Source organism: Paenibacillus sp. HGF5, assembly GCF_000204455.1.
GTDB classification, from domain to species: domain Bacteria; phylum Bacillota; class Bacilli; order Paenibacillales; family Paenibacillaceae; genus Paenibacillus_AQ; species Paenibacillus_AQ lautus_A.
Genome location: NZ_AEXS01000017.1, coordinates 1 through 25,043, shown reverse-complemented (window position 1 = coordinate 25,043; position 25,043 = coordinate 1). Strand labels below are relative to the sequence as shown.

The 25,043-nt window shown below is 52.7% G+C and carries 22 protein-coding genes; 16 read left to right on the top strand and 6 right to left on the bottom strand.

The genetic code is table 11. The features are described from left to right. Window positions 1-180: 180 nt before the first annotated feature. Both HMPREF9412_RS01965 and rpsD read right to left on the bottom strand, forming a co-directional pair. Window positions 181-3,288: a transglycosylase domain-containing protein gene (locus tag HMPREF9412_RS01965; RefSeq protein WP_009589670.1), complete on the bottom strand. Its 3,108-nt coding sequence runs from the start codon at window positions 3,286-3,288 to the stop codon at window positions 181-183. Between the two features lie 261 nt (window positions 3,289-3,549). Further along, a complete protein-coding gene (rpsD, locus tag HMPREF9412_RS01960; RefSeq protein ID WP_009589567.1) occupies window positions 3,550-4,152 on the bottom strand; it encodes a 30S ribosomal protein S4 in 603 nt (200 codons plus the stop codon). Between the two features lie 525 nt (window positions 4,153-4,677). Between rpsD and HMPREF9412_RS01955 the strand changes: the two genes are divergently transcribed. From HMPREF9412_RS01955 to HMPREF9412_RS01935, 5 genes are all read left to right on the top strand, one after another. Next, window positions 4,678-6,669, top strand: coding sequence for a sensor domain-containing diguanylate cyclase (locus HMPREF9412_RS01955; RefSeq protein WP_009589571.1), 1,992 nt, complete (start codon window positions 4,678-4,680; stop codon window positions 6,667-6,669). Window positions 6,670-6,771: 102 nt separating this feature from the next. Then, entirely contained in the window at window positions 6,772-7,599 is an 828-nt protein-coding gene (locus HMPREF9412_RS01950) for a hypothetical protein (protein WP_083829900.1), read from the top strand. A gap of 123 nt (window positions 7,600-7,722) precedes the next feature. Continuing rightward, window positions 7,723-8,838, top strand: a complete 1,116-nt coding sequence (locus HMPREF9412_RS01945; protein WP_009589582.1) for an aminopeptidase — start codon at window positions 7,723-7,725, stop codon at window positions 8,836-8,838. Window positions 8,839-8,933: 95 nt separating this feature from the next. After that, a complete protein-coding gene (locus HMPREF9412_RS01940; RefSeq protein ID WP_009589671.1) occupies window positions 8,934-9,179 on the top strand; it encodes an HPr family phosphocarrier protein in 246 nt (81 codons plus the stop codon). Between the two features lie 150 nt (window positions 9,180-9,329). After that, window positions 9,330-9,617, top strand: a complete 288-nt coding sequence (locus tag HMPREF9412_RS01935; protein ID WP_009589686.1) for a YlaN family protein — start codon at window positions 9,330-9,332, stop codon at window positions 9,615-9,617. A gap of 114 nt (window positions 9,618-9,731) precedes the next feature. Here the strand turns inward: HMPREF9412_RS01935 and cax are convergent, their stop codons facing one another. Further along, window positions 9,732-10,805 carry a calcium/proton exchanger gene (gene cax, locus HMPREF9412_RS01930; RefSeq protein WP_009589656.1) on the bottom strand — a complete coding sequence of 358 codons (1,074 nt, stop codon included), beginning with the start codon at window positions 10,803-10,805 and terminating at the stop codon, window positions 9,732-9,734. A 187-nt stretch (window positions 10,806-10,992) separates the two neighbouring features. Between cax and HMPREF9412_RS01925 the strand changes: the two genes are divergently transcribed. Continuing rightward, window positions 10,993-11,379, top strand: coding sequence for an Asp23/Gls24 family envelope stress response protein (locus HMPREF9412_RS01925; RefSeq protein ID WP_009589611.1), 387 nt, complete (start codon window positions 10,993-10,995; stop codon window positions 11,377-11,379). Between the two features lie 54 nt (window positions 11,380-11,433). On the opposite strand, the gene ftsW is transcribed toward HMPREF9412_RS01925, so the two are convergent. Both ftsW and HMPREF9412_RS01915 read right to left on the bottom strand, forming a co-directional pair. Continuing rightward, complete coding sequence (gene ftsW, locus HMPREF9412_RS01920) at window positions 11,434-12,651, bottom strand: putative lipid II flippase FtsW (protein WP_009589615.1); 1,218 nt, start codon at window positions 12,649-12,651, stop codon at window positions 11,434-11,436. 11 nt (window positions 12,652-12,662) lie between these two features. After that, complete coding sequence (locus tag HMPREF9412_RS01915) at window positions 12,663-13,010, bottom strand: YugN family protein (protein WP_009589628.1); 348 nt, start codon at window positions 13,008-13,010, stop codon at window positions 12,663-12,665. A 252-nt stretch (window positions 13,011-13,262) separates the two neighbouring features. Between HMPREF9412_RS01915 and HMPREF9412_RS01910 the strand changes: the two genes are divergently transcribed. The 9 genes from HMPREF9412_RS01910 (at window position 13,263) to HMPREF9412_RS01870 (ending at window position 22,248) form a co-directional block, all read left to right on the top strand. Continuing rightward, window positions 13,263-13,772 (top strand): NUDIX hydrolase, encoded by a 510-nt coding sequence (locus tag HMPREF9412_RS01910; RefSeq protein WP_009589572.1) that lies wholly within the window; start codon window positions 13,263-13,265, stop codon window positions 13,770-13,772. 24 nt (window positions 13,773-13,796) lie between these two features. Continuing rightward, window positions 13,797-14,975, top strand: coding sequence for a M20 family metallopeptidase (locus HMPREF9412_RS01905; protein WP_036671032.1), 1,179 nt, complete (start codon window positions 13,797-13,799; stop codon window positions 14,973-14,975). A gap of 139 nt (window positions 14,976-15,114) precedes the next feature. Continuing rightward, window positions 15,115-16,902, top strand: coding sequence for a DNA repair helicase XPB (locus HMPREF9412_RS01900; protein ID WP_009589672.1), 1,788 nt, complete (start codon window positions 15,115-15,117; stop codon window positions 16,900-16,902). Then, on the top strand, window positions 16,899-18,617 hold the full coding sequence (locus HMPREF9412_RS01895) for a helicase-associated domain-containing protein (RefSeq protein WP_009589592.1): 1,719 nt from the start codon (window positions 16,899-16,901) through the stop codon (window positions 18,615-18,617). Before HMPREF9412_RS01900 ends, HMPREF9412_RS01895 begins: the two co-directional genes overlap by 4 nt. Window positions 18,618-18,720: 103 nt before the next feature. After that, complete coding sequence (locus HMPREF9412_RS01890; RefSeq protein WP_009589694.1) at window positions 18,721-19,158, top strand: YlbF family regulator; 438 nt, start codon at window positions 18,721-18,723, stop codon at window positions 19,156-19,158. A 47-nt stretch (window positions 19,159-19,205) separates the two neighbouring features. Continuing rightward, complete coding sequence (locus HMPREF9412_RS01885) at window positions 19,206-19,469, top strand: YlbG family protein (RefSeq protein ID WP_006209210.1); 264 nt, start codon at window positions 19,206-19,208, stop codon at window positions 19,467-19,469. Window positions 19,470-19,888: 419 nt separating this feature from the next. Further along, complete coding sequence (locus HMPREF9412_RS01880) at window positions 19,889-20,326, top strand: hypothetical protein (RefSeq protein ID WP_009589660.1); 438 nt, start codon at window positions 19,889-19,891, stop codon at window positions 20,324-20,326. A 116-nt stretch (window positions 20,327-20,442) separates the two neighbouring features. Next, window positions 20,443-21,339, top strand: coding sequence for a selenium metabolism-associated LysR family transcriptional regulator (locus HMPREF9412_RS01875; RefSeq protein WP_009589578.1), 897 nt, complete (start codon window positions 20,443-20,445; stop codon window positions 21,337-21,339). A 42-nt stretch (window positions 21,340-21,381) separates the two neighbouring features. Further along, window positions 21,382-22,248, top strand: a complete 867-nt coding sequence (locus tag HMPREF9412_RS01870; RefSeq protein WP_009589574.1) for a PHP domain-containing protein — start codon at window positions 21,382-21,384, stop codon at window positions 22,246-22,248. Window positions 22,249-22,357: 109 nt separating this feature from the next. On the opposite strand, the gene HMPREF9412_RS01865 is transcribed toward HMPREF9412_RS01870, so the two are convergent. Beyond that, window positions 22,358-24,115: an Rqc2 family fibronectin-binding protein gene (locus HMPREF9412_RS01865; RefSeq protein WP_009589664.1), complete on the bottom strand. Its 1,758-nt coding sequence runs from the start codon at window positions 24,113-24,115 to the stop codon at window positions 22,358-22,360. 184 nt (window positions 24,116-24,299) lie between these two features. Here HMPREF9412_RS01865 and HMPREF9412_RS01860 point away from each other — a divergent pair. Continuing rightward, the coding region (locus tag HMPREF9412_RS01860; RefSeq protein WP_009589624.1) for an HAD-IC family P-type ATPase at window positions 24,300-25,043 on the top strand (744 nt) is incomplete at its 3' end.

Genomic DNA, 25,043 nt, shown 5'->3' with positions numbered 1-25,043 from the left:
ATGGCTAACCGCCATGTTCGTGGCCGGCTCTTTTTTATTTCAGAGCGTTATCTGTACGTCCTAAACGTTTTCTTTTAACAAGAGGAATAAACAACCGTATCGACCCATCTCCAGCTAAAAATAAAAACAGCCCTTCCACAGAGTAATGTCTGTAGAAGGGCTGTTTTTTACGTAAACAATCTATTTTTTCTCAAAATATACGGCTGGCGAAGCTGCAGATTCACCAATCGGATTGACGGCAGTTATTCTAAAGGTGCCGCCAATCGGGTTGCCCGAGGTGTAGTAGAACTCCGTGCTCTTGCTGGAGCCCAGAATCTGGTAGTTCCCGTCACTGTTCGGGCTGATATAGATATTGTAGACCATGACCTCTTCTTCTGGGGCGTTTCCGCTCCAAGTGGCCTGGAAACCCTCCGGAGTAGCTGTGAGTGTCGGCTGGCCTGGTGCAGACGGTACAGTCGTGGCGCCTTCATTCCCAAATCCGGGATCGATATCGGGCTCTTCCTCGGTGATGCCGTCATCTGGCTGATCGATGGTGTCATCCGGGTTCGTTTCAGTGTCGCCCGGTAATGGGAATCCCGATGTTGTGCCGCCCACAATAGCGCTTGGCTCAGACGTCTTGCCGGCTACGTCAACGGCGACGACGTAATAGGTCGTAAATACACCGTCAGCTCCAAGACCTGAGAAGACAAGGCTCTCGTCGCCAAGAATGACCTGACCTTGATGAGTGTACGGGCTGCCGTTCACGGACTTAAAGAGCCGGTATCCGACAACATCAGGCGATCCGCTGGCATTAAAGCTGATGGAGCCGCTGCCCACCGAATAGTGTACGTTTTTCGGTGGAGTAGGAGCCTTGCCGTCGTCCGTTCTCGGGTCGACCTTGCTTGGCATTCCTTTTTTCGCATCCTGCGGGAGATAGGATTCCAGCGCTTTCTTTTCACCTTTCATAACCTTCAAGGCGTTCTGGAGTTCCACAATCAGCTCGTCAATCGGCTTTTCGCGCTTGATTACGATTTGTTCTCTCAACATATCCAAAGGCGTTGCTTCCTGTGGAATATAATTTACGCCACGATAGGTAATGTATTTTGCTTTGGCGATGCCGTCATCGCTTTCGGTAGGCACGAACTTCGCGTTGAACAGATCCGTTACGAATTTATCCGTTAAGGAAGTCGGCAGCTTGCCGCTGTAAGCGGAGACCGTCTTGGACGTTATGCCTTCCGGCTTTTCGAACGTTTTGGTTGGGAACAGCTCCGGCTTAACGTCCGTCGCTTCGTTCATGATTCTGGCCCAGATGGCCTGGGCGTGCTTGCGCTGATCGCCAACAAGCGTATTTTTTTGCTCCTTGTATCCGACCCATACGCCAAGCGTAACATCCGGCGAGTATCCCATGAACCAAACATCCCCGTAGTTCTGGGTGGAGCCGGTTTTACCCACGACGGGAACCTCATTGAATTTCTTGTACGTATCCCGGACCTTGCTGGCGGTTCCGTTCGTAATGACGGTACGCAGCATATCCGTCATGAGATACGCTGTCTGCTCGGAGAATACCTGCTCCGGTTTTACTTCGTGTTTGTAAACAATATTGCCTTTGGAGTCCACGATTTTCTCGATCATGAATGCATCCGTGAATTTGCCTTGATTGCCGATGGAACTGTAGGCATTCGTCAGCTCTTCCACGGTCACGCCGTAATGCAATCCGCCCAGTACGCCGGTTGAAGCATTATAATCGTCTTCCTCCAAGGTAGTGATGCCCAGCTTCTTGGAAAACTCCCAGGCCTTCTCAATGCCGACCGTGTTGTTAAACAGCTTGAGTGCCACCGTATTGGTCGAATCGTTCAGCGCCTGTCTTGCCGTCATCAATCCTCTGTACCCGGTGTACGAGTTTTTAGGGATATGGAATACTTTGCTGTAGTCCTTTAAGATGATCGGTGAATCGTCCACCACGCTGGCAGGCTGAATCGCCCCCGTATCAAGTGCCGGTAAGTAGGCGGCAATAGGCTTCATGGCAGATCCGGGCTGCCGTTTCATTTGCGTAGCATAATTCATTTGTTCCGTGTTGAAATCCCTGCCCTCAATCATACCGAGAATGGCGCCGGTTTTGTTGTCGATCATCATCGCGGCGGTTTGCTCCATTCCTTTTTCGGCGCTGTCAGGCAAGTAGTTGCTGTCATCCTCTGCAATGGAACGCATGGTCTTGTAGAGCGTCCGGTCGATGGTGGTGTACACGCGGTAACCGCCGGTGCTCAGCTGAGCACGGGAAGCATCCATCAGATCGGAGTTCGCTTGCTTGCCTTTTGCGTTCTCTTCAGCTTCCTGGCTTAGCTGCATCAGAATGTTCGATGCTTGACGTTCGACTTCCATCATGAGATAAGGATAAGTCACATAGGCTTTCTGCGTGCGAGGAGCCAGCGATTCTTTGATATCGAATGCTTTGGCCTCATCGTATTCGGCTTGCGTTATTTTACCTTCATCCAGCATGCTTGCCAGCACGCGGTGCTGGCGGTTTATGGCCCGGTTGAACGATTTCTCATCAAATTCTCCTTTGCCGTTGAAGGCCGAGTAGGAGGAAGGCAGCTGCGGAAGACCTGCCAAGTATGCAGCTTGGGCCACATTCAGATCATTCAGATTGTTGATGTTGAATATTCCTCTTGCCGCTGCCTTGATCCCGAACAGCTGGTATCCGCTCGAGCCGTTGCCGTATGGAACCTTGTTCAAGTAGGCCGTCAAAATCTGGTCTTTACTTAAGAAGCGCTCCATCCGCATCGCCAGCAGCATTTCTTTTACCTTACGGTTATCCGTTTTGTCACGACTTAAAAAAGTAAGCCTGGCCAGCTGCTGCGTCAATGTGCTGCCGCCGGTTTGAACCGGCTCATTCAACACGCGTTCCTTCACGGCGCGAGCGGTACCTTTTATGTCAACACCCTTATGTGTATAAAAACGGTTGTCTTCTATGGATACGACGGCATCTTTAACAAGCTGGGGAATCTCCTTGAACTCCACAGGTCGTCTGTCTTCTTCGGTTCTAAGCTGTCCGATCGGTGAGCCATCCGCGAAGTAGGCAAAGCCCGTTATGGCATTATCGTTCACCGTGTTCTCGATGAGGGCACGCGATCTTACCGGCTCATTCTCAACAATAGAGGTTACATAACCGGCTACGGCTCCTCCGGCGAACAAAACGCCCATCAGACCTACCACAAAGAGCCATCCGATGACGGATCCCAGCACCCGCAGAAAGGACCGTTTTCGCGGTTTTTTCTGTTGTTCAGGCTCTTGTTTTTTCTCCTCAACCATGAATGTATACTCCTCCTTTTAACGCACCTATTATAGCATAAATCGAAGGTTTTGAATCATGTGTACCTATATAGCGTGTCCTTTTTTGAGGAAGAATGACTTTTTTGGGGAGGGTTCAATACACATGACGCCAAGTTCATAGGGGAAAAAAGCTTTGAAGGCCCTTGGTTTATGGCGGAGCCTTTTGATTCGGAGAGAGCCGCGACCGACAAAAAAACCTGAAGGCCGGGGCCTTCAGGTTTTTTGGGTTCCGAATGAATCTTAACGGTTGTAGAATTCGACGATTTGTTTCTCGTCGATGTCTTGGGAAAGCTCGGAACGTTCTGGAAGACGGATGTATTTCCCTTCCATTGCTGCTTCGTCAAACTCGAGGTAAGCTGGAAGATGCACGCGGTTAGCCAAAGCTTCCTTGATGGAAGAGAGGCTGCGGCTTCTTTCACGAAGGCCGATTACATCGCCAGTGCTTACAGCGTAAGAAGCGATATCGACTTTCTTGCCGTTCACAGTCACGTGACCGTGAGCTACCAATTGACGAGCGCCCGCACGGGAGTTGCTGAAGCCAAGACGGTAAACCAGGTTGTCCAGACGGCTCTCAAGCAGGAACATGAAGTTCTCACCCGCGATACCTTTCATGCTGGTAGCCTTGTTAAACAGGGTGCGGAATTGCTTCTCGCCCAAGCCGTACATGTGACGCAGCTTTTGCTTTTCTTGAAGCTGCATACCGTAGTTGCTTACTTTTCTCCGTTGGTTAGGACCATGCTGACCTGGAGGGAAAGGGCGCTTTGCCAATTCTTTACCTGTACCGCTCAGGGAGATTCCCAGACGACGGCTTAATTTAAATTTAGGACCGGTGTAACGTGCCATGTTATATAGACTCCTTTTTAATTAAAGTTTCATTAGGGCTCTATTTGCGCCGTATTTGTTTGCTCTATCCGTCATCTTCCGGAAGATCTGCCAGGAAAGTTCAGCCGCTGTCCTGTCAGTAACAAATAACGTGAGGGTGACACAACCCGCCCAAATTCATCGAATGCATTGCATTCTTACTCAACAATAAATATTATATGAAGTAATGATATAAAGTCAAGTTCAACCTGCAACTTACTATAACTTGGTTTTTGTCTAATTTTGTCGATAGGACCATGGACCTAAAATTATTGTGAAAAACGCATAAATTCTGATGCAAAAGTGGGTAGAAAAGAGTAATATGATATTGGAATAAGTAGTAGCAATTATCTAGTTACATATCGTAGTGTTTTTTGGTGATTATCATTCCCCAACATGTTGAACAGCCGGGTTGCCGCCATGCGGCAGCCGAATGGATCCTTACATTATGAATCGGAACGCCAGTCTTGGATAGGCCTTTTATAATGGTGCAAAGGAGCGCCCAATATGTCAGAAGAACAACGGAAAGTGTATGAAAGCTCTCCCGGTTCTGCGGTCATGTTCAATGATGCCGGGCCAATTCCTGGAAACGAGCCTCGTCTATGGCTTCAGGGCTTGGATATTACACCTCATGATTTCCCTTATATTCAGCCTCTCATATCAGACAGCTATCTGGAGTGGCTAAGAGAAAGCGCTGGCACGCAGGCGATGCGGAAATTCAGCTGGGCCCTTCTTTCTCATGAGGGAGCTTGGCTGACAGGGGCACCCGAAATAACGGAAAACGTTCATGCAAGCGAGGATGAGACGCTGACGCATACGCTCCGTTCGAAAGAAGCCGCCCAAGGCATGGGCAAGGGTTCGCTTGAGGGAATGGTGCTGTGCGCTGTCCCGCTGTTCACGCGCGTCCATGGCGATTTTTTTGCGGTGATGGTCAGCGTTGCCTCGGGGAGGATGGAGCCGGAGCAGTCGCTCATGCTGACGGAAACTTACGCATTGCTCTTCCGTTCCTGCTTCTATCGCCAGATGGAGTACATCTTTGCGGATGACCTGGAGAAGGTCCACCGCCAAGCCGAACGTGAAGTGCAGAGGCGTTCCATCTTGTTTCAGTACGTGAAGCGGATGCATGTGCAGATCAATGTGGACAGCGTGCTGGTGGAGGCCATTGATAGCGTCCTGGCCCTGTATCCCAAGGCGAAGGTCGAATTGTTTATGTCACAGGACCATGAAAGCGTTCATCCGCTCGTGCGTCCGCTGCTGCTCCATCATTGGCAGGAAGAGGTTTATGTGCGCACCTTTATGGAAGGTTCCCTGACGATTCATGAGCATGAAGAACCCGACACGCTGGTGGAAATCGGGATTCCCATGGGAGGCAAGCAGGGCGTCTATGGGGTGCTTCACGTTGAAGTGGACAAGTCGGAACTGCCCGATATGGATCTGGAGCTGCTGGGGATGATGGCCGATGCCGCAGGCACCGCCTTCGAGAACGCCAAACTGTACGAGCAATCCAACCTGATGATTCATGAGCTCCGCATGATTAATGAGCTGACCCAGCGGCTGAACAAAAGCTTGCATTTGGCGGAGATATTTCAATTCGCCAATCATGAGCTGCTCAAGATCCTTGAAGCGGATTACTGCTGTATTCTGATCCATAACGAGGAGCTTGGCGGGCTAGAGGTGGTATCCTGCAACGCCGAGTGGCTGGCCAAGGAGGTCTTCGAGAAGGACTACGGCCTGGGGGGCCTCGTCTATCATTCGAAGGAGCCGCTCATTCTGTCAGACTATCAGGAAGAGCGTCCGGCAGAATCCAGGCTGATGGAGAGCACGCGGTCCAGCTCGATGATTGCTACTCCGCTAATGGTTAACGGCGAGGTGAGGGGCGTCGTCCTGCTCACCCATGCGAAGCGGCATTATTTCTCGTACGACAGCTATCGGCTGCTTCAAGCCTTGACAAGCCATATCGGCTTGGCGATCGGGAATGCCTTTCTGCATGCGGAAGTGAGAAGAATGGCTAACCGGGATATGCTGACCGAACTGTATGCCAGACATTATCTGGATGAAATAATCCATGAATGCCAGAACCGTGATTTTTGCGGCTCGCTCATCGTGGTGGATATCGACGAATTCAAGCAGGTCAACGACACGTTCGGGCACCAGCGTGGTGACAAGATTCTGAAGCAGGTCAGCAGCATCGTAAAAACAACCATTCGTCACAGCGATATTCCGGCCCGTTGGGGCGGTGAGGAGCTTGCGGTGTATCTGCCGGGACTCGGCATTCAGCAGGCGGTGCAGGTGGCCGAACGGATTCGCTTACGGGTGGCCGAAGAGACCGATCCGCGCGTAACGGTGTCGTGCGGGATTTCCGAGTGGAACTGGACCAACGACAAGATCAGCGTGGAGTCGCTCTTCTATCGGGCGGATATGGCGCTCTACGAAGCCAAGAATGGCGGTCGCAACCGGATCGTCGTGGAGAGGGCCGAAGCCGAGATCGGAATGGATTAGATACCCTGCAGCTAAGAGAGGCTGCAGGGTTTTTTCTGTCATCTGCATAATGTAAGGGGCCGCGGATAGCCTAATAGCAAGATCAACGAGAGGCTGATGATTATGCGAAACAGAAGGTTACGAAGCGTTATCGCAATGATGGTATTCATTTTTGGATTAACCGGATGCGCCTGGCAGGATCAGCTGACTGCCGAAGAAGCGTTTAACCGTGCTTTATCGGGGCTGTCCGGCATCGATAATTTCTCTTTTCGAGGAGAAACGGCGATTCGGAGCGGAGAAACAGGACCGTTTGAGGAAAGCTTGGCGTTTGAAGGGAATCTGCGGCATCATTCCGACCTGACCTTATCTTCTAAAGAGAGAAGCACCGTCATACGGAATGACAAGATGTCTGCCGAATCGGCATATAAATCGAATGAACTTACCGTGACGCTCAAGCGTAAGGATGGCAAGTGGAGCACGCTTTCGTCGGAGCATGCCGGGGGAATGTGGATGAGCCGGTTAAATCCGCTGGAATTGCTGGAGTACATGGGCAAGTCGGAGAAGACCGTTACCCAGGAACTGGGGGCCGCAAGAGGAACGAAGGTGCTGCGTGTCGAGCTTTCGCCCGAGGCGGCTGCCCATATGGTGCAGGAGTCGCTGGATGAGCAGATGAAGGCGTTGGCTGAGCGGATTGAACGCAAAGACGACCCGTTATACAGCGACGATCCGAAGGTTCGCAAGCGGCTGAAGGAAATCTGGGAAAGGGACTACCATGAAATGAAAAACATGCTGAATGAGGCAGATGCTGTTTCGGTCTGTCATGTAACCATTAACAGAAAAAGCCAGCTGCCTACCAAGATGACCATGGAGCGCAGGGTATCCTTTGTGGACGAACAAGGCAAAACACGTACCGAAACACTGCTGTCGGATGTTACGTTTACCGGTTATTGAGCCATTAAAAATTTTTTCACGATGAGCGCTGACGCGAGGCTGCCCGGCGTGCTACAATAAAATAAATTTACCGCTGTTCAATTTATACAATAGGGAACAGTCATCATAAGGAGGATAAAACATATGCGTGATCCCAGAATTCAAAAGTTGGCTCAGAATCTCGTGAACTACTCCGTGGATATGCAGCCAGGGGAAAATGTGCTCATCGAAATGATCGGATCGGAGCGCGATCTGCTGAATGCCATTATCGAGGAGGTCTCGAAGGGAGGCGGCCGTCCGTTCGTGCAATTGACGGATCGTACGGTGCAGCGCGCGATGTTGAAGAACGCAAATAAAGAGCAGCTTGAGCTGTGGGCAGAGCTGGATCTTGAACGCATGAAAAAAATGGATTGTTACATCGGCATTCGCGCAGGCGAGAACGTCAACGATATGGCTGACGTGCCCGAAGAGAACATGAAGCTGTACAATGCCCTTTACTCGCATCCCGTACATAGCGAAGAGCGCGTGAAGCGCACCAAATGGGTGGTTCTCCGTTACCCGAACGCCAGCATGGCGCAGCTTGCCAACACCAGTACGGAGGCCTTTGAGGATTTCTACTTCGATGTGTGCAATCTGGATTACTCCAAAATGGACCGCGCCCAGGATCCTTTGGCCGAGCTGATGAGGAATACCGACAAGGTTCGCATCGTGGGACCGGGAACGGACCTCAGCTTCTCGATCAAAAACATCGGCGCGGAAAAGTGCTCCGGCCAGAAGAACATTCCGGATGGCGAGGTGTACACCGCGCCCGTTCGCAACTCGGTTAACGGGACGATCGCATACAACACACCGACTCTTTACAATGGAGTCACCTTCGAAAATATTAAATTCCGCTTTGAAAACGGGAAAATCGTCGAAGCAACAGGGAGCGACACGAAGCGGCTGAACGAGATCCTGGATTCGGATGAGGGTGCGCGGTACATCGGCGAATTTGCCATCGGCTTCAACCCGTACATTTTGACGCCGATGAAGGATATTCTTTTCGATGAGAAAATTGCAGGAAGCCTGCATTTTACGCCAGGCCAAGCATATGATGTAACAGACAACGGCAATCGATCCTCCATTCACTGGGATCTTGTTTTGATCCAGCGGCCGGAATACGGCGGCGGGGAAATCTACTTTGATGATCGCCTGATCCGCAAGGATGGCATATTCGTTATTCCAGAACTGGAAGCATTAAATCCGGAAAATCTTAAATAGATTGGAAAAAATGTTGCATAAGAAAACGGATTCAATGTATCATGAAGGTGCAGTGATGAGCTTTATTCAGATCCTAAAGTTACGGAGGGATTCGTATGTCCAATAACAATCAATCTATCGTAGAAATTTCGCAAACAGCCAGCCAGTTCACATCCTCCATCGTTTTGCAGGCGGAGAACAAGTACATTGATGTTAAGAGCATCCTGGGTCTGTTCACAACGCTTGTCAACAGCCAAAGCTATGAACTGCATGTACATGGTCCTGATGCCGATGAAGCTAAAAAAGCAATGATCGACGTATTCACCAAGCATGGCTTGAACGTATCCGTCGTGGCTGAATAACATTCGCCAAAAACACCCTTTCAATCAATGGAAGGGTGTTTTTTCGTAGAGAAGGGGTCTATTTTGTTCAGGTCCTTGTATTGAGAAACGATTTCGACTAATATTAAAGATAGTAACTGTGCTGTGATTTTTGACATAGGGGGGAAGATCATGACTTCATCTGATTTACAGGAACAGCTGAATCTCAAAGCGATCAGTCTTCTTCATGAAGATGCAGATAAAATCCTAAAGCTTATTGAAGTACAGATGGAGAATCTGGCGACCCGTTATTGCCCTCTCTATGAGGAAGTGCTGGATACCCAAATGTACGGTTTTTCAAAAGAGGTTGATTTCGCGGTGCGGGCCGGGCTTCTTCCGGAAAGTACGGGAAAGCAGCTGATCAGCAAGCTTGAACGCAATCTAGCGGTCCTGTACGAAGCCATGAATCAATCCAAATAGCCTGTACTCGTACAGGCGCATACATAGAGAAACGCATGTCGCGCTCCCGCGACATGCGTTTTTTTCTTGCTGCACGATTAGATTTCGATCCGAGGCAAGCACCGTGTACAAGGCTTATACGAGGAAGAAGGAGACGCCCAGTATGACGTATACGGCGAGCAGCAGCAGGCCTTCATACCAGTTGGAGGCGCCGTCCTGCGTAATGGACCTGGCAATGAATACGGCGACGCCGATGGCGACCAGCTCCAGCGTGGTGAACACGAGATCCATCGTATCCCCAAGGAAAAAGCTGATGAACACAAGCACGGGAGCAACGAACAGGGCGATCTGCAGGCTGCTGCCGACGGCAATTTCAACGGCCGCGCCGATTTTGTTCTTCATCGCAAGCATGATGGCTGCACTATGCTCTGCGGCGTTGCCGATAATCGCTACCAGGAAGGCCCCGATAAACAGCTCGCTGAGGCCATATTCGTGACTGATGGGCTCAAGCACCTCGACAAGCCATTCGCTGACAAACGCAACCATCACGGTGGCGATGACAAGGTACAGAATCGAGCGCTTCTTGGACCAAGTGGGACCGTGCTCGTGCGGAAGCGCATCCTGGTCGTGATCGTCGCTGACATCCGCCAAATAATTTTTATGGGTGATCATCGAGAATCCAAGCCATGCGATGTAGGCCACGATCAGAATTCCCGCCACAATGAGGCTGAGCGTCTTGGTTTCACCCTCCGTAATGGAGTGGGTATTCAGAAAGACCGCAGGGATGAACAGGGCGATGATGGCCAGCGTCATCAGGGATCCATTCAGACCTGCCAGCGTCACATTGTATTTCTGGATTTTAAACTTGAGGCCCCCGGCAAACAGGCTGAGCCCGAGAACGAGCAGCAGGTTGCCGATAATGGAGCCGGTGATGCTGGCTTTCACCATATCGTACAAACCTTCCTTAATCAGCAGGATGGCGATGATCAGCTCTGCCGCGTTGCCGAAGGTAGCGTTCAGGAATCCCCCGAGCCGTTGGCCGGCGTAATGCGCGACGCTTTCCGTTGCTTTGCCGAGAAAACCGGCGACAAAAATAACCGCGATGGCAGACAGAATGAACTGGAGCGTGAAGTTCCAATTCGCAAAATGTCCCAGCGCACTAAGCAAAAAGGTAAAGATCAGAAGCGCGGGATTGAGCCATTTCTTCATAACCGACACCTACCTTATGGTTTATGTACTGATGAGTACTTGCGAGCGAAAACGACGATTCTCGTATCGCTTTTTACAATATACCCAAATTTTTCGAAAAATTATCGTTCTTTTCAGAAGCGAGCATTTGCTTTTTAGGCCCGTTACCATTTACAATAACGGATAATGAGGTGAAGGAGGAAATGGCATGACGGAACAACTTCAACTGGATAACGGTTTGATTCGAATATCGGATGATGTCGTCTCGAAAATTGCTGGATTGGCTGCCTTGGAAACCCCAGGTATTGCAGCCATGTCCGGTGGATTGTCCGAGGGCTGGGCGAAGCGGCTGAGCGGCAAAAATGTGCAGAAGGGTGTTACGGTAGAAGTAGGGCAGCTGGAGGCAGCGATCGACCTGCGGATTATCGTGCTTTACGAGACGCCTATACATGAAGTGTGCCGCATGCTTCAACAGAACGTCCGCGAAGCTGTCGAGAGCATGACAGGGCTTCGTGTGGTTGAGGTCAACGTGAAGGTCGAAGGTGTAGCTTTCAAAGACGACGAAATCGACGATATTCAGCTTCGAGCCAAATAAGACGAACCTTGGGGGATCAGCCCCGCTAATGATGAAAAAAATGGACAAAAAAGACTACACGGTTGCCCGGTAGTCTTTTTTAATTACGGATTTAACCTGCTCCTCTTTCATCGGACGGTTGCTGTCCCTGGATATGCTAAGCACGATGCCCATGCTCAGCATCATGACCAGCAGCGAGGATCCGCCGTAACTGATGAACGGGAGGGTAACGCCCGTTATCGGAATGGTATTGGTCACCCCGCCGATGTTGATGAAGGCCTGAATGGCGATAAGTCCCATGATGCCGACGCCGGTCAAGGTTCCGAACGGATCCGAGCAGCGAAGCGACACGATGATCCCCCGCAGGATGAAGTATAAATAGAGCAGCAGGAATATCGCGGTTCCGATAAAACCGAATTCTTCGCCGATGACCGAGAAGATGAAATCGTTGTACGGATTCGGCAGATAATGCAGCTTCTGCACGCTCTCCCCGTAACCCGCTCCGGTGACGCCGCCCTGGCCGATGGCAATCAGCGATTGGACCAGATTGTAGCCCGTGTCCGATTCGTCATGGAACGGGTCCATGAATGCCTCGATTCGTCCCATCTTGTAGTTCTTGGAGGCCTGCTCCTGATCTCCGCCGGAGTTAAAGAGCGATCCGACGCCGAGCGTGAGCACCAGGCCAAGCGCAACAAGCGAGATACAGCCGAGAATATGCTTAAGGCTGGCGCCCCCCGCATAGATCAACAGCCCGCTGGTAGCCACGAGGATAAAGCAGGAGCCCAGGTCCGGCTGAAGCATGATCAGGCCCGCTACGATTCCTACAATAATGAGTACGGGGAAGAAACCGCCCTTCCATTGACGGATTCGTTCCCCTTTTTTGGTGATCAGCGCTGCCAGATAGACGATCGTCGCGATTTTGGCCAGTTCGGTCGGCTGGATGCCGAATTTCCCCAAATTAAACCAGCTCGTGGCGCCGTTGGTTGCGGAACCGATAATCACCACAAGAATCAGCAGCATCAAGGTTAGAAAAAACACCGGTATGAATAGCTTCTTGTATTTCTTATAGTTGATGTTCATGGCCACAAACATGACAAACGTGCCCAGAACCGCAAACGCGGCTTGCCGCTTCGTGAAGTGTAGCGGATCGTTATTGAATTTTTCATTGAAAACGGCCAAGCTGGAGCTGGAACTGAACACCATGATCAGTCCGAATCCCACCAACAGCAAGGTAAGGATCAGCAGTTGAAAATCAGGCGTCCCTCTCTTCGGCTGAGGTTTGGTCGTATTCATCGTGTTCGACCTTACGCTTCCAGAAGAGCTTTGAGCTCTTGAAGCTTCTTGGTGGCCACATTCATGACGGGCTGCGGAGCCATGGATTCATACTCGAGACCGTGCGGGAACGTGGCTTTGCCCAGGTATACCGCTTCGATTTTGAGGATGGTGTCCGGTTTCTCCAGCTTGCCTTCAACAGCGCGGGTGTTAATGCGCAGGAAGTATTCAGCCTGATTTTTTTTATCTTCGATTTTCAAGTCGTATGTAGCGCGGTAATATTCCCACTGCCAACGAATGAAGCCTACTTTCTCGGCACATTCATCGAGGTAAGCTAAATCGCTGTGCAATCCGTCCAAGCCTGTATTTTCGAAAATCATGTGGTCGTAACCCCCTTAATAGTCCTTGCAAAGTTCTTTAATATGATAGTATGTTTCAAGAACTTGTGCAAGCCTGTACCGCCCGTCACGCTTCAATTGAGACCATTTATCCAGATAAGATTTTGATAACGGCAAGCATTCTTCTTTTCTGTTAAAATAAATGCAAGTGAAAACGCTGTGAAATGTACGCTTTCCATCCTGGTGGTTATATATTCATAGGACTTCAATTCAAGCGAAGGGTGGATACGGCCTATGAACCGCGTCGTTTACCGCACGGAGTATTATGCAGTGGAAGAAAACGGACAGAAGGAAATCGTCGTGATCGACCGGATTCCGGATTCGGCAGCGGTTGTGGCCGTCCATCAAGGGTGCCTACTTCTGGTATGCCAGCATCGGGAAGCGGTGAATGAGATCACATGGGAGCTTCCCGGCGGAACGGTGAAGCCCGGCGAGGAACGCACGCTTGCCGTTAAGCGGGAGCTTGAGGAAGAGGCTGGCGTGCAGTGCAAGGACTTGTCCTACATGGGCAGTGCTTATCCGATGGCTTCTCTGGCCAACCGGAACGTTTATTTTTATTTCACCGACGATTTGAAGGTGTCCGAGAGCCGGGAGTCGAATCAAGAGGAAGACGAGGACGTTAGAGCGGTGTGGGTCCCGCTCAGGGATGTATATCGCAGGATCAAGGAGGGCGGCCGGATGGATGCCATGGTTGGGCACGGACTGCTGCTGAGCAAACTCCACGGCTTTCTTGCGATCGATTGAGCCGCCAATAGCGGGGGAAGGATGATGAACTTGATGAAGGAAACATTTTGGGATCAATGGTATCCACGGATGGTGGAGTGGCGGCGTCATTTACATATGCACCCGGAGCTTTCGTTCCAGGAGAAGGAAACTTCGGGATTTATAGCAGCCCGGCTGCAGGAGCTCGGCCTTGTGGTCAAGACCGGTGTTGGCGGGCATGGAGTTATAGGGACGTTAAAAGGGGATAAACCCGGCAGGACGGTTGTGCTGCGGTCCGACATGGATGCACTGCCGATCGAGGACGGCAAGAGCTGCGAATACAAATCGAGGGTGCAGGGAGTGATGCACGCTTGCGGGCATGACGGGCATGCCTCCATGCTGCTTGGAGCCGCCGCATATTACAGCACGTTCCCAGAAGAAATTCAGGGGGAGATTCGTTTTATGTTCCAGCCGGCGGAAGAAGTATGCCCCGGCGGTGCGGTGGAGATGATCAAGGACGGGGCGCTCGATGGGGCCGACGTTGTCTACGGTCTGCACCTGTGGACGCCGTTACCTGTCGGCACCGCAGCGAGCGCGCCGGGTCCGCTGATGGCGGCGGCGGATGAGTTTTTCATTGACATTACGGGGCGCGGGGGGCATGGCGGCATGCCGCATGTGACGGCCGATGCCCTGGTTGCGGGGGCTGCGCTTGTCATGCAGCTTCAAACCATCGTAAGCCGCACCGTGGATCCGCTGCAGCCTGCCGTCGTTACGGTAGGGACGATGCAAGCCGGAACGGCGCAAAACGTCATAGCCTCCTCCTGCCGGATCACGGGGACGGTGCGCACATTTGACGAACCTACCCGGACATTGATCCGGGAGCGGATCGAGCATATGACCCGGACGGTTTCCGAAACCTACGGCACAAAGGCGGCGATTCGATATCTCGTCGGCTACCCTCCCGTGGTGAACGATGAAGCCGAAACCGCACGATTTTTCCGTACGGCACCCAAGGTGTTCGATGCGGATCAGGTCACCGTTTCGCCCAAACTGATGCCGGCAGAGGATTTCGCTTATTACTTGAAGGAAATTCCGGGCTGCTTCATTTTCGTTGGAGCCGGCAACCCCGACAAAGGGGCGATTTATCCGCATCATCATCCGATGTTCGACTTTGATGAAGATGCGATGCGCTACGGGGCGAAGCTGCTGGTCGAGATGGTGTCGAGTTACCAGAACGGGGAATAGACTTTCACAAAATCGCAATCTTCGCGCATGAACGCTCGTTATTTGGAAATCCTATTGATCATAGGGGAAGTTCAGATCCAGGACATGGATGTGGACTTCTTTTTTTTAAGATGACCGAATGTCACGAGGAGGAATAAGGGTGCACAACAAGCCTTGCATCGTCCAGCGCGATCGGACCATACTTCTTGAAACCGCCCATGCGGATGCGGAGGCTGCGCGCGAGCAGCTTGCCCAATATGCGGATTTGATCAAAAGTCCCGCATCATTTCATACATATCGCCTGACCCCTTTATCTTTATGGAACGCCGCTTCTGGAGGCATGACGGCTGAAGCGATTTGCTCGAGCCTCCAGTCGTTGTCGCGTTGGGACGTGCCGGCCTCCCTGCTGGAAGAGATTCGCCAGCTCGTTGGGCGTTACGGGCAGCTGTCGCTGCTCCCGCATCCAACGCTTGATCGTGCATTGCTGTTATCCGGCAATGAGGAAGCCCTGATGCAGGAGCTGACGTCCCATCGCTCCCTGAGGGAAATCGGCGTCCGGTTGATTTCGCCGAAGGAAGCGGAGGTGCCTTCGGACCGCCGCGGCGTGTTAAAGCAGGAGATGACCCGGCTCGGCTATCCTGTGCTGGACCTCGCGGGATATATGGACGGGCAATACCTGAACATTCTTTGGCGGGGAGAGAAATCGGGCAGCGGGCGCCTTGAAGATTCGAACGGCGGATCCAACGATCTGCGCTTCGTGCTTCGCGACTATCAACAGAAGGCTGTCGACTCCTTCAGGGATATTGGCGGCGAAGGCGGCAATGGAGTGCTGGTCCTGCCATGCGGCGCAGGGAAAACGGTCATTGGCATCGCAGCCATGCGCGAGCTGCAGTGCGAGACGCTGATCCTCACTTCCAATACCACGTCGGTAAGGCAGTGGATCGCCGAGCTGATGCAGAAAACGACGCTGTCCGTGGATGAAATCGGCGAATACTCCGGTCAGCGCAAACAGGTCAGGCCGGTGACAGTCGCTACCTACCACATCTTGACCCACCGGCAGGGCAAGGGGGAGGAGCAGCAGCATATGAAGCTGTTTAATGAACGGCGCTGGGGCTTGATCATTTATGACGAGGTCCATCTTCTACCCGCTCCGGTATTCCGCGCGACGGCCGACATCCAGGCGACCCGCAGGCTTGGCCTGACCGCCACTTTGGTTCGCGAGGATGGAAGGGAGAGCGACGTGTTCTCCCTGATCGGTCCCAAGCGATATGAAATGCCGTGGAAAAGGCTTGAGGCACAAGGGTGGATTGCTTCGGTGACCTGCACGGAGATTAAGGTGCCGCTGCCGGACGAGATCAGAGAAGCCTGCGAAACGGCAGGCAAAAGGGAGCAATATCGGCTTGCTGCCGAGAATCCCTCCAAGCTTGATGTGATTCGGCAGCTCGTGGATGTCCACAAGGATGCCCAGACGCTCATCATTGGACAATACCTGGATCAGCTCCATGCCATTTCCAGGGAGCTGCAGGCCCCGCTCATCACGGGACAAATGACCCAGGATCAGCGTAACGAATGGTATAACGCCTTCCGGGAAGGAAACGTACGCGTGCTTGTCGTATCGAAAGTGGCAAACTTCGCGGTCGATCTGCCCGATGCTTCCGTAGCGATTGAGGTTTCGGGCAGCTACGGCTCGCGGCAGGAGGAAGCGCAGCGGCTTGGACGTTTGCTGCGGCCCAAGACAGGGGAGAATCGGGGTTATTTTTATGCATTGGTAACGGAGGACAGCCGGGAGGAGATCTTTGCGATCCGGCGACAGCTGTTTCTGATTGAGCAGGGGTATGAATATCACGCGATACATGCAAAGCAGCCGACGGCTTCCCTGGATCTGATCGCGAGGCGAAATACCCGCTCTTATCAGCATCCCGACGGGAAGGAGGTCTCGTGGAGATGACGAGACAGCAGGACATGGCGGACACGATGAGCCTGGAACGGCTTCTTCCGAAGGAGCGAACGGTCCTCCATCATATCTGGTCCCGCTTTGCCGGGCAGGGTTTCGATGACGACAAGCTGCGCTCATTGCGATTTCCTCGATTGAGCGGCGTGGAGGTGCAGCTTGCCATCATCTCCTTGAGACAACAGGGATGGGTGCGAGCGGTCAAGCGGGGGTGGGGCGAGCGGCTGTATTTCATTCCTTTTGACAAGCTGCAGATCCTCCAAGAAGGCTGCGGTCCTGTGGAGTCACTTGAAACAAGCTCCATCCCTCCTGCATCCGTGAGGCTTCAGCAGGAAGCAAGAAGCGGCGTAGCGATCGATATGTTCAATGTTCTCGCATATATGGCCAAAAACCGGGTATCGTTGACCACAAAAGGGATTTTGCATAAGAAATATATTCAGAAACTGGGGGGCGAGATCGCCTTAACGCCATACGATGTCGAAGGGCTTTCCCTTCACTATGATCATGCGGATGCGTACCCTCCACATGTGGCGATGGTTTTGGATCTGCTGTTTACGTTTGAGCTGGTCGCTGCCGATCAGGGGGAGCTCAAGCTGAACCGTACAGCATTGCGGCGTTGGCTTATGCTCTCCCGGGAAGCGATGGACAGGTTCGTCCTTCTTCACATGATGGAACGCTACATTCCGAACTCGGCCGGGTTTCAGCATTGGACTTGGCGGATATGTCACTCGTCGCTGTCCGGCGGGGTGTGGTACCGCGCCCGGCAGATGCCCGCTGCAGTCTCAGAGCCTTTGGAAGGAGGGGCATCCACCGGAAAAGAATTATTGCCGGAGGAAGCCGCTTCATGGCTCCGGTTATTAACCGGCTGCGGTTACACCGATTTGGGCATCGATGACGATGGTCAATTCCTATTCCGCTGGCGCGTGGCTCCCTCCTCCTTGCTGAATGGAAGCGAAGGCGCTGATACCGGATCATCGGGTCTGTTTATTCAGCCGGATTTTGACATATTGATACCGCCCGATGTGCCGAATTCCGTTAAGTTTCAAGCTGCTTGCTGCACGGATCGGATTTTGGATGATGTGATGACGGTCTATCGCCTGACAAGGGATTCGGTGATGCAGGCGGCAAAAGCCGGAATGGACCCCGAGGGAATCGTGGCCTTTTTCACGAAACATGCAGCCGTGGGAATGCCGGAGAACGTGCAAGCTGCCTTATGCCAATGGGGCAAGGAGGTGGACAGGGCGGGCCAGAACGAGTCGCTGCGCTCTGCTGAGGCTCCTCCGGAAGAGGATGCGGAGCTTGCGGGCCCTGATGGAGATGACCGTTACCCTATGCAGTGGGGGAATCGCAGCCGTCCCTCCTGCGGATTGATCCGCCCGGCACAAAGCGAGCTTGCACTTGAACCTGATGACACCCTGCCGGATCCATCGTCGATCATTCCCGATTTGAACCGGATTCCTGTCATGTGGACACGGGATTGGCGCTCTTACCACGGCTCGACGGCCAAACAAATGATGGAGCAGGCGCTGGAGCTGTCGGCCAAATTGGAGATTGCCGTCGATGGCAGCCGCATGGAATTCATTCCATTTCAAATCCTGCGTCAGCCGTGGAAAATTTCGGGTGCGTTGTACGATCCGGATTCGGATAAGACGGGAGCCATCGTGGAGTTAGGCGAAGGGGAATGGAGGGAAATGCGGCTCGTGATTCCGTAAAAGCGTTCGAATTCCCCCTTCTTAAGATACGAGCGTTATGCTATGATGAAAGAGTCCACGATCAACACGCGGGCCAAATTTAATAGAAAAGCGGGATGAGTTCATGAGCGTATCGGAAATAAACACGGTCGATATGGCCGAGGTGCTCACCTATGCCTACGAGATAGGCGACATGATTAATGCTTCCGTCGAAGTGGCGGATTATCTATATTGGAAGCAGGCAGTTGAGAATGACCCCATGATTCAGGCTTTGGTCAGAAAGCTTGAATCGAAGAAGGAGTTGTTCGAAGAGACGCAGCGGTTCGGCCACTTTCACCCCAATTATCATTCGGCCAAGGATGAAGTAGCCGCGGTGGAAGCGGAACTGGAAGCTTTTGAGCCCGTAGCCCGGTTCAAGCAGGCCGAGAAGAATCTGGACGATCTGCTGCATTCCATGTCGGAGAGGATTGCTTTTTCGGTTTCGGAGAGCATCAAGGTTCCCGGCAATGACCCTCTTCCGAAGAAGGGGTGCGGCAGCGGCGGAGCCTGCTCGTGCGGATAACAGGCATACATTAGAGATAGAGACGAAAGTGAGGCGAGGAGCTTAGGATGTTGGCTGAACGGACCGGTTTTATTATATGGGTCAGCGATGTGAAGGCAGCAAGGAATTTGGAGAAATACGGCAGCGTCCATTATATATCGCGCCGCATGCATTACGTTGTCATGTACGTCAACGCTGACCGTGCCGAAGAGACAATGAAGAACATACGGAGATTGTCCTACGTTCGTAAGATCGAGCGCTCCTACCGGAACGAGATTAAGACAGAGTACAGCAGCAAGGGGCCGGATAAAGCCAAGTTTTACGGTCCCTAGCAGGATGTGCCTGCTCGTGAATCTGTGCAAATCGCATATCGCGTATCTTGTAAGAATGCGAGAAAAGCGTAAAGCGGCCCCTCTGGGGCCGCTTTTTTTAAGGCCTTGGAAAGTATTAGCCTCGCATGTCGCGCATGAACTTCCAAAGATTATTTCGATTTGCGGCGATAGATTGGCATAAACCGGAAGGCGATTTGATAAAATAGTATAAGTAAGGTACAATTTACATTTTAATGGGACCCATCATTCCATCCGGCTTTGCACCTTCCGCACCAGGAGGCAATTAGAGCTATTTCTAAATTTTCGGTGATTGTTCACAAGAAGCGAGGTTTCAATCTTGTGAATGACAGTGGAATGATGTAATATGTTGGGTATATATACATAGATACAAAGACCCATTTGGTGGAGAGTGATATTCCATGCGCGACAAAGGGACTGAGCGGTGGAGCACCTATGAGCCGTTTTATATTACGTTAAATGATAAAAAGGTAGCCGATATCGTGATTACCAATCATGCAAAGAGCCGTTATACGGACCGGGTGGAAGGCCATGACACCTCCCACGAGGAAATCGGGACTTGGATGTGGGAGTGCTTGAAGCAGGACCGGATCGTGCCGTATTACCGCAACGAACAGGATGTCTATCTGATCGACGACGATCTGGTGGTTGTGGCGGAGTTCTCGGAGCTGGAGCATGAACGCGATCTGATCGGCAACCCACTGCATCGGATGATCATTGTAACATTTTTGGGGCGTATGTCCGAAACCATTGAGCTTCGGGACCTGAAGTCTTATTACTCATGGCTTCGTCATTCGCGCCGCATGACGCTGATCAAGAACAGCCGCAAGCGTAAATAAAGAAATAAATTCATGAAATGGCATGCGAGCGTAAGCGCGGATGTCTTTTTTTGTATGCGCTGCCGCGATCCGTTACAATATAAAACAAGAGCGGCAGCGAGAGGGGAACGGAAACGATGAATTTTCACCAGCTACATATCTTTTACACGGTGGCCGAGCGGGGGAGTTTTTCCGCTGCTGCCCAAGCGCTTCATATGAGCCAGCCGGCCGTGACGATGCAGGTGCAGGCGCTGGAGGAGTACTTTGGGACAAAGCTGCTCATCCGCTCCACCAAGCGCATGGAGTTATCCGAGGCCGGGAGGACGCTGCTCCCCTTTGCCCGCAGGAGCCTGGAGCTGTCGCAGGAAACGGATGCGGCCATGGCGGCTTTCTCGAACAAACTTCAGGGAAGGCTGCAGCTCGGGGCAAGCCTGACGATCGGGGAGTACGTGCTGCCGCGACTGCTGGGGCCCTTCGGCCGGGAGTATCCGGACATATCGATAATGCTCAAAGTGATGAACACTACGCAGATTCTCGAGGAAATCGCAAGCCACCAACTGAACTTCGGACTGATCGAGGCTCCTGTGGAACATCCGGACATGGTGCTGGATGCGGTCATGGAGGATGAGCTGAAACTGATCGTTCCTTCCAGCCATCCTTTAGCGCAAAGGGAAGATGCGATATATTTGAAGGATGTGCTGACGTATCCGTTTGTGCTGCGCGAGAAAGGTTCCGGCACCCGGAAGGTCATGGAGGACGTGCTGCTGGAGCGGGGGCACGACCCTGAGAGCATCCAGACGGTGATGGAGCTGGGGAGCACGGGAGCGGTCAAATCGGCGGTAGAGGAAGGACTCGGCATAACGATGCTGTCAACCTCTACGGTCAAGCACGAGACAGCGCTCGGGTTAGTCAAAATGATCGATATCGCGGATGCGTCATTTAAACGGAATTTCTATTCCATTCATTTGCGGTCGGCGCTCTTGCCGATGTCGGCGATGACGTTTTTGGCCTACTTAAGAGAGCGACGGCGTTAATGCAAGCATACCCGAACATACAACGAAAGGAGATTGAACGCCATGGATAAACTCGCGGATCGAAAGGGCTGTGACCTCCATTCCCACACCCAGGCTTCGGATGGAATGAATACGCCTTCGGAGAACGTGCAGCTTGCCTATGAGCGGGGGCTGGGGGCTTTGGCCATTACGGATCATGATACCGTAGCCGGGATCGAGGAAGCGCTGCAAGCGGGAGAACGCTTGAACATCATCGTGGTCCCCGGCGTTGAAATCAGCACCATGGCAGGCGGGACGGATATTCACGTCCTGGGCTATTACGTCGATCACCGGGACCCCGTGTTTCTCGAGCGGCTGGCAGCGCTCCGCCGCACGAGGGATAAGCGCAATGAGAAGATCTTGGCTAAGCTTCGCGAGCTTGGCATCGAGCTTACGATGGAGGAAGTCATTGCGGTATTGGGGCGGCCGCTGGAGCCCGATGAGAGCATCGGACGCCCGCATATTGCGGATGCGCTGGTCCATAAAGGACATGCCCTGGATCTGAGGCATGCCTTCGACCGGTATCTCGCCCAGGGCGCGGCTGCCTATGTACCGCAGCCGCGGATCCATCCCAAGGAAGCCTGCGAATGGATCCGTGAAGCCGGCGGCGTGCCGGTGCTTGCGCACCCCGGACTCTACGGCGATGATGCGTTGGTCAGAACGGTCATTGAAGAGTCAGGGTTCAAGGGGATCGAAGTCTATCATTCGGACCATGGGGTATCGGAGGAGGAACGTTACTTGGCGATGGCCGAGGAGTACGGCTTCATCGTGACCGCCGGATCGGATTACCATGGACAGAGGCAGGGCCAGGTATTTCATGGGGATATCGGCAGCCGCCAGGTATCCACCCAGGTGCTGGACCAGCTTCAACAGGCGCGGGCAAGGATCTAAGGCAGACGGAACGGTAAGAAAAACGGGTATCCCGGATGGTCATTTTGACCTTGCGGGGTACCCGTTTTTTTTTGGCTAAATGAAAATCTATCCACGTCTTCCGTTCATCTTAATTGCGATTGTTTTTTACCGAATTGGGCATGGCCTTGATCAGGTGCTCGTCCGGCGTCACGAACAGCGTTTTCTGATTGTCGTAGATGACGAAGCCGGGCTTGGCTCCATTCGGCTTGCGGACGTGGCGAATGAGCGTATAGTCGACGGGCACGCTGCTGGATTCTTTGGCCTGGCTGTAATAAGCCGCCAGCTGCGCCGCTTCCTGGAGCGTCGCGTCCCCGTACTCGCTGCTGCGGATGACCACATGGGAACCCGGGATATCCTTGGTGTGCAGCCATGTGTCGTTCGAGGAAGCGAGACGGTTGGTCACGTATTCGTTTTGAAGGTTGTTTTTGCCCACATAGAGCTCGACGCCTTCGGATGAAGTATAGACATGCAGCGTCGGCTTGTCGTTTTTCTTCTTTTTCTTCGTTTTGCGGCTGCGGTCTCTTAAATACCCCTGCTGGACCAGCTCGTCCCTGATTTCATCGATGTCGTTCAGGGAAGCATGCGACAACTGCTGCAGAAGATTCTCGATATAGTTGATCTCTTCGCGGGTTTTGATTAACTGTTCGTTGATGACCGCGAGGCTGTTCTTATACTTGTTGTACTTTTTGAAATATCGCTGGGCATTATCCGATGGGGTTAGGAGCGGATCCAGCGGTATGGTAACGGTCGCCTGCTCTTCATCGTAGAAGTTGATCAGCTGGACTTCGCGGTCGCCCTTCTGAATCTGATGGAGCGAGGCGAAGAGAAGCTCGCCAAAAATCCGGTACCGATCGGCATCGCCGGCTTCCTCCAAATCTTTGTTCAGATTATCCAGCTTCTTGATGTTTTTGGTCCGTTCATTCTGCAGGAATCGGAGGAGGTCGCTGACCTTCTGTTTAACCGTGTCCCGCTGCGCCTTATCCCCGTAATAATCCTCCATGCATTGGCTGACCGATTCGTAGGTTCTGGTCTCGTCCGCAAGCAATGTCAGCGGAATGACGGAGAACACCGATTTGCCCTTGGCATTGACGCCTGTAACAGGCGTATATTGATGGCTGCGGACTTGTCCCATCACTTCATCGAATGCACGCCACAGGCTGCCGCAATCTTTTTCCCCTTCGTTTCCCCCCGGATGGCCTTCTCCTGCACGGTGGGCTATTTCCTGCGCTGCCAGCGGGCTTAGGCCGCTGAATTCGCCGACCAGCCATGAGACGGCCGACTCCTCGTTCACCAGACAGGACTCCCGGAAAGCTTCCTGCCCGGTTTCGAGCGGGTTCCGCTTATGCTGCTCCGGCGGATTCGTGTAGGAAAATCCCGGCATGACGACGCGGTAGCTGCTGATGGCGGGCGTCACATGATTGATGCCGTCCAGTATGGTATCGCTCGCGGGATCAAGCAGAATGATGTTGCTGTGTCTGCCCATCAGCTCCACGATGATTTTCTTGGAGGAAACATCCCCGAGCTCGTCGCGCTGGCGAATCGTCATATGGATGATCCGCTCCATGCCCACCTGCTGGATGTCCTCGATGATGCCGCTCTCGCAATGCTTGCGCAGAATCATGCAAAACATCGGCGCCTCGGCCGGATTGAGAAACGTTTCCTGCGTCAGATGCACCCTGGGATACGTGGGGTTTGCGGAGAGCAGCAGCTTGGCGTTTCCTTGCTGGGTGCGTATATGAAACACGATGTCCCGATCGTTCGGTTGATATATTTTATTGATTCGTGCGCCCCGGCAGGCTTGAAGCTCATGCACGATCGCGCGCGTGACAATGCCGTCTAGTGCCATCCTTCATTCTCCTATCTGTCTGTTACCCTTCCTAATCGTACTTCTCTATGATGCCATATTTCCCTTAAAAACTTAAGGCCCCTTCTGTGATAATTCAGGACCTGTCCGAATACATTTACGTAGAAAGGGTGGAAAAGCTGTCATCCGCCGGAACTTGCAAAACCAACCGGGAGGGAAAGGAAGCATGGAACAAAAGCAATGGCACCAGATGGACACGGATGAATTGCAGCAAGTACTGCAGATGCATCCGGAGCACGGCCTCACGGAAGAGGAAGCCGGGGAGAGACGAAAAAAAAGTGGCTACAACGAGCTCTCCGAGGGCGTTAAAATTTCTCCATTTGTTCTGTTCTTGAATCAATTTAAGGATTTCATGATGCTGGTGCTTCTTGGAGCCACCCTGGTATCCGGCCTGCTGGGCGAGTATCTGGATGCCGTCACGATCGTGGCCATCATCCTGATCAACGGGATCCTTGGTTTCATCCAGGAATTCAAGGCGGAGCGGTCGCTTCGGGCCTTGAAGCAACTGTCCGCGCCGACCTCCAAGGTCATCCGGGACGGCAAGGTGGTGCAGCTAACGGCCAGAGAGCTCGTACCTGGCGATGTCATTCTCGTCGAGAGCGGAGACCGTATCCCGGCCGACGTTCGCTGGCTCGAGATCAACAGCTGCAGCGTCGAGGAGTCCGCCTTGACCGGCGAGTCCCTGCCGGTTAATAAGCATGCCGAGCCGATCCGCGATGCGGAAGTTCCGCTGGGCGACCGGAAGAACATCGGGTTCATGGGAACGATGGTGGCCCGGGGTACGGCCAAGGGCGTTGTTATCCGGACCGGAATGGATACGGAGATGGGCAAAATCGCCGATCTGATCCAAAACACGGAATCCCAGGAGACGCCGCTGCAGCATCGCCTGGAGCAGCTGGGCAAAATTCTG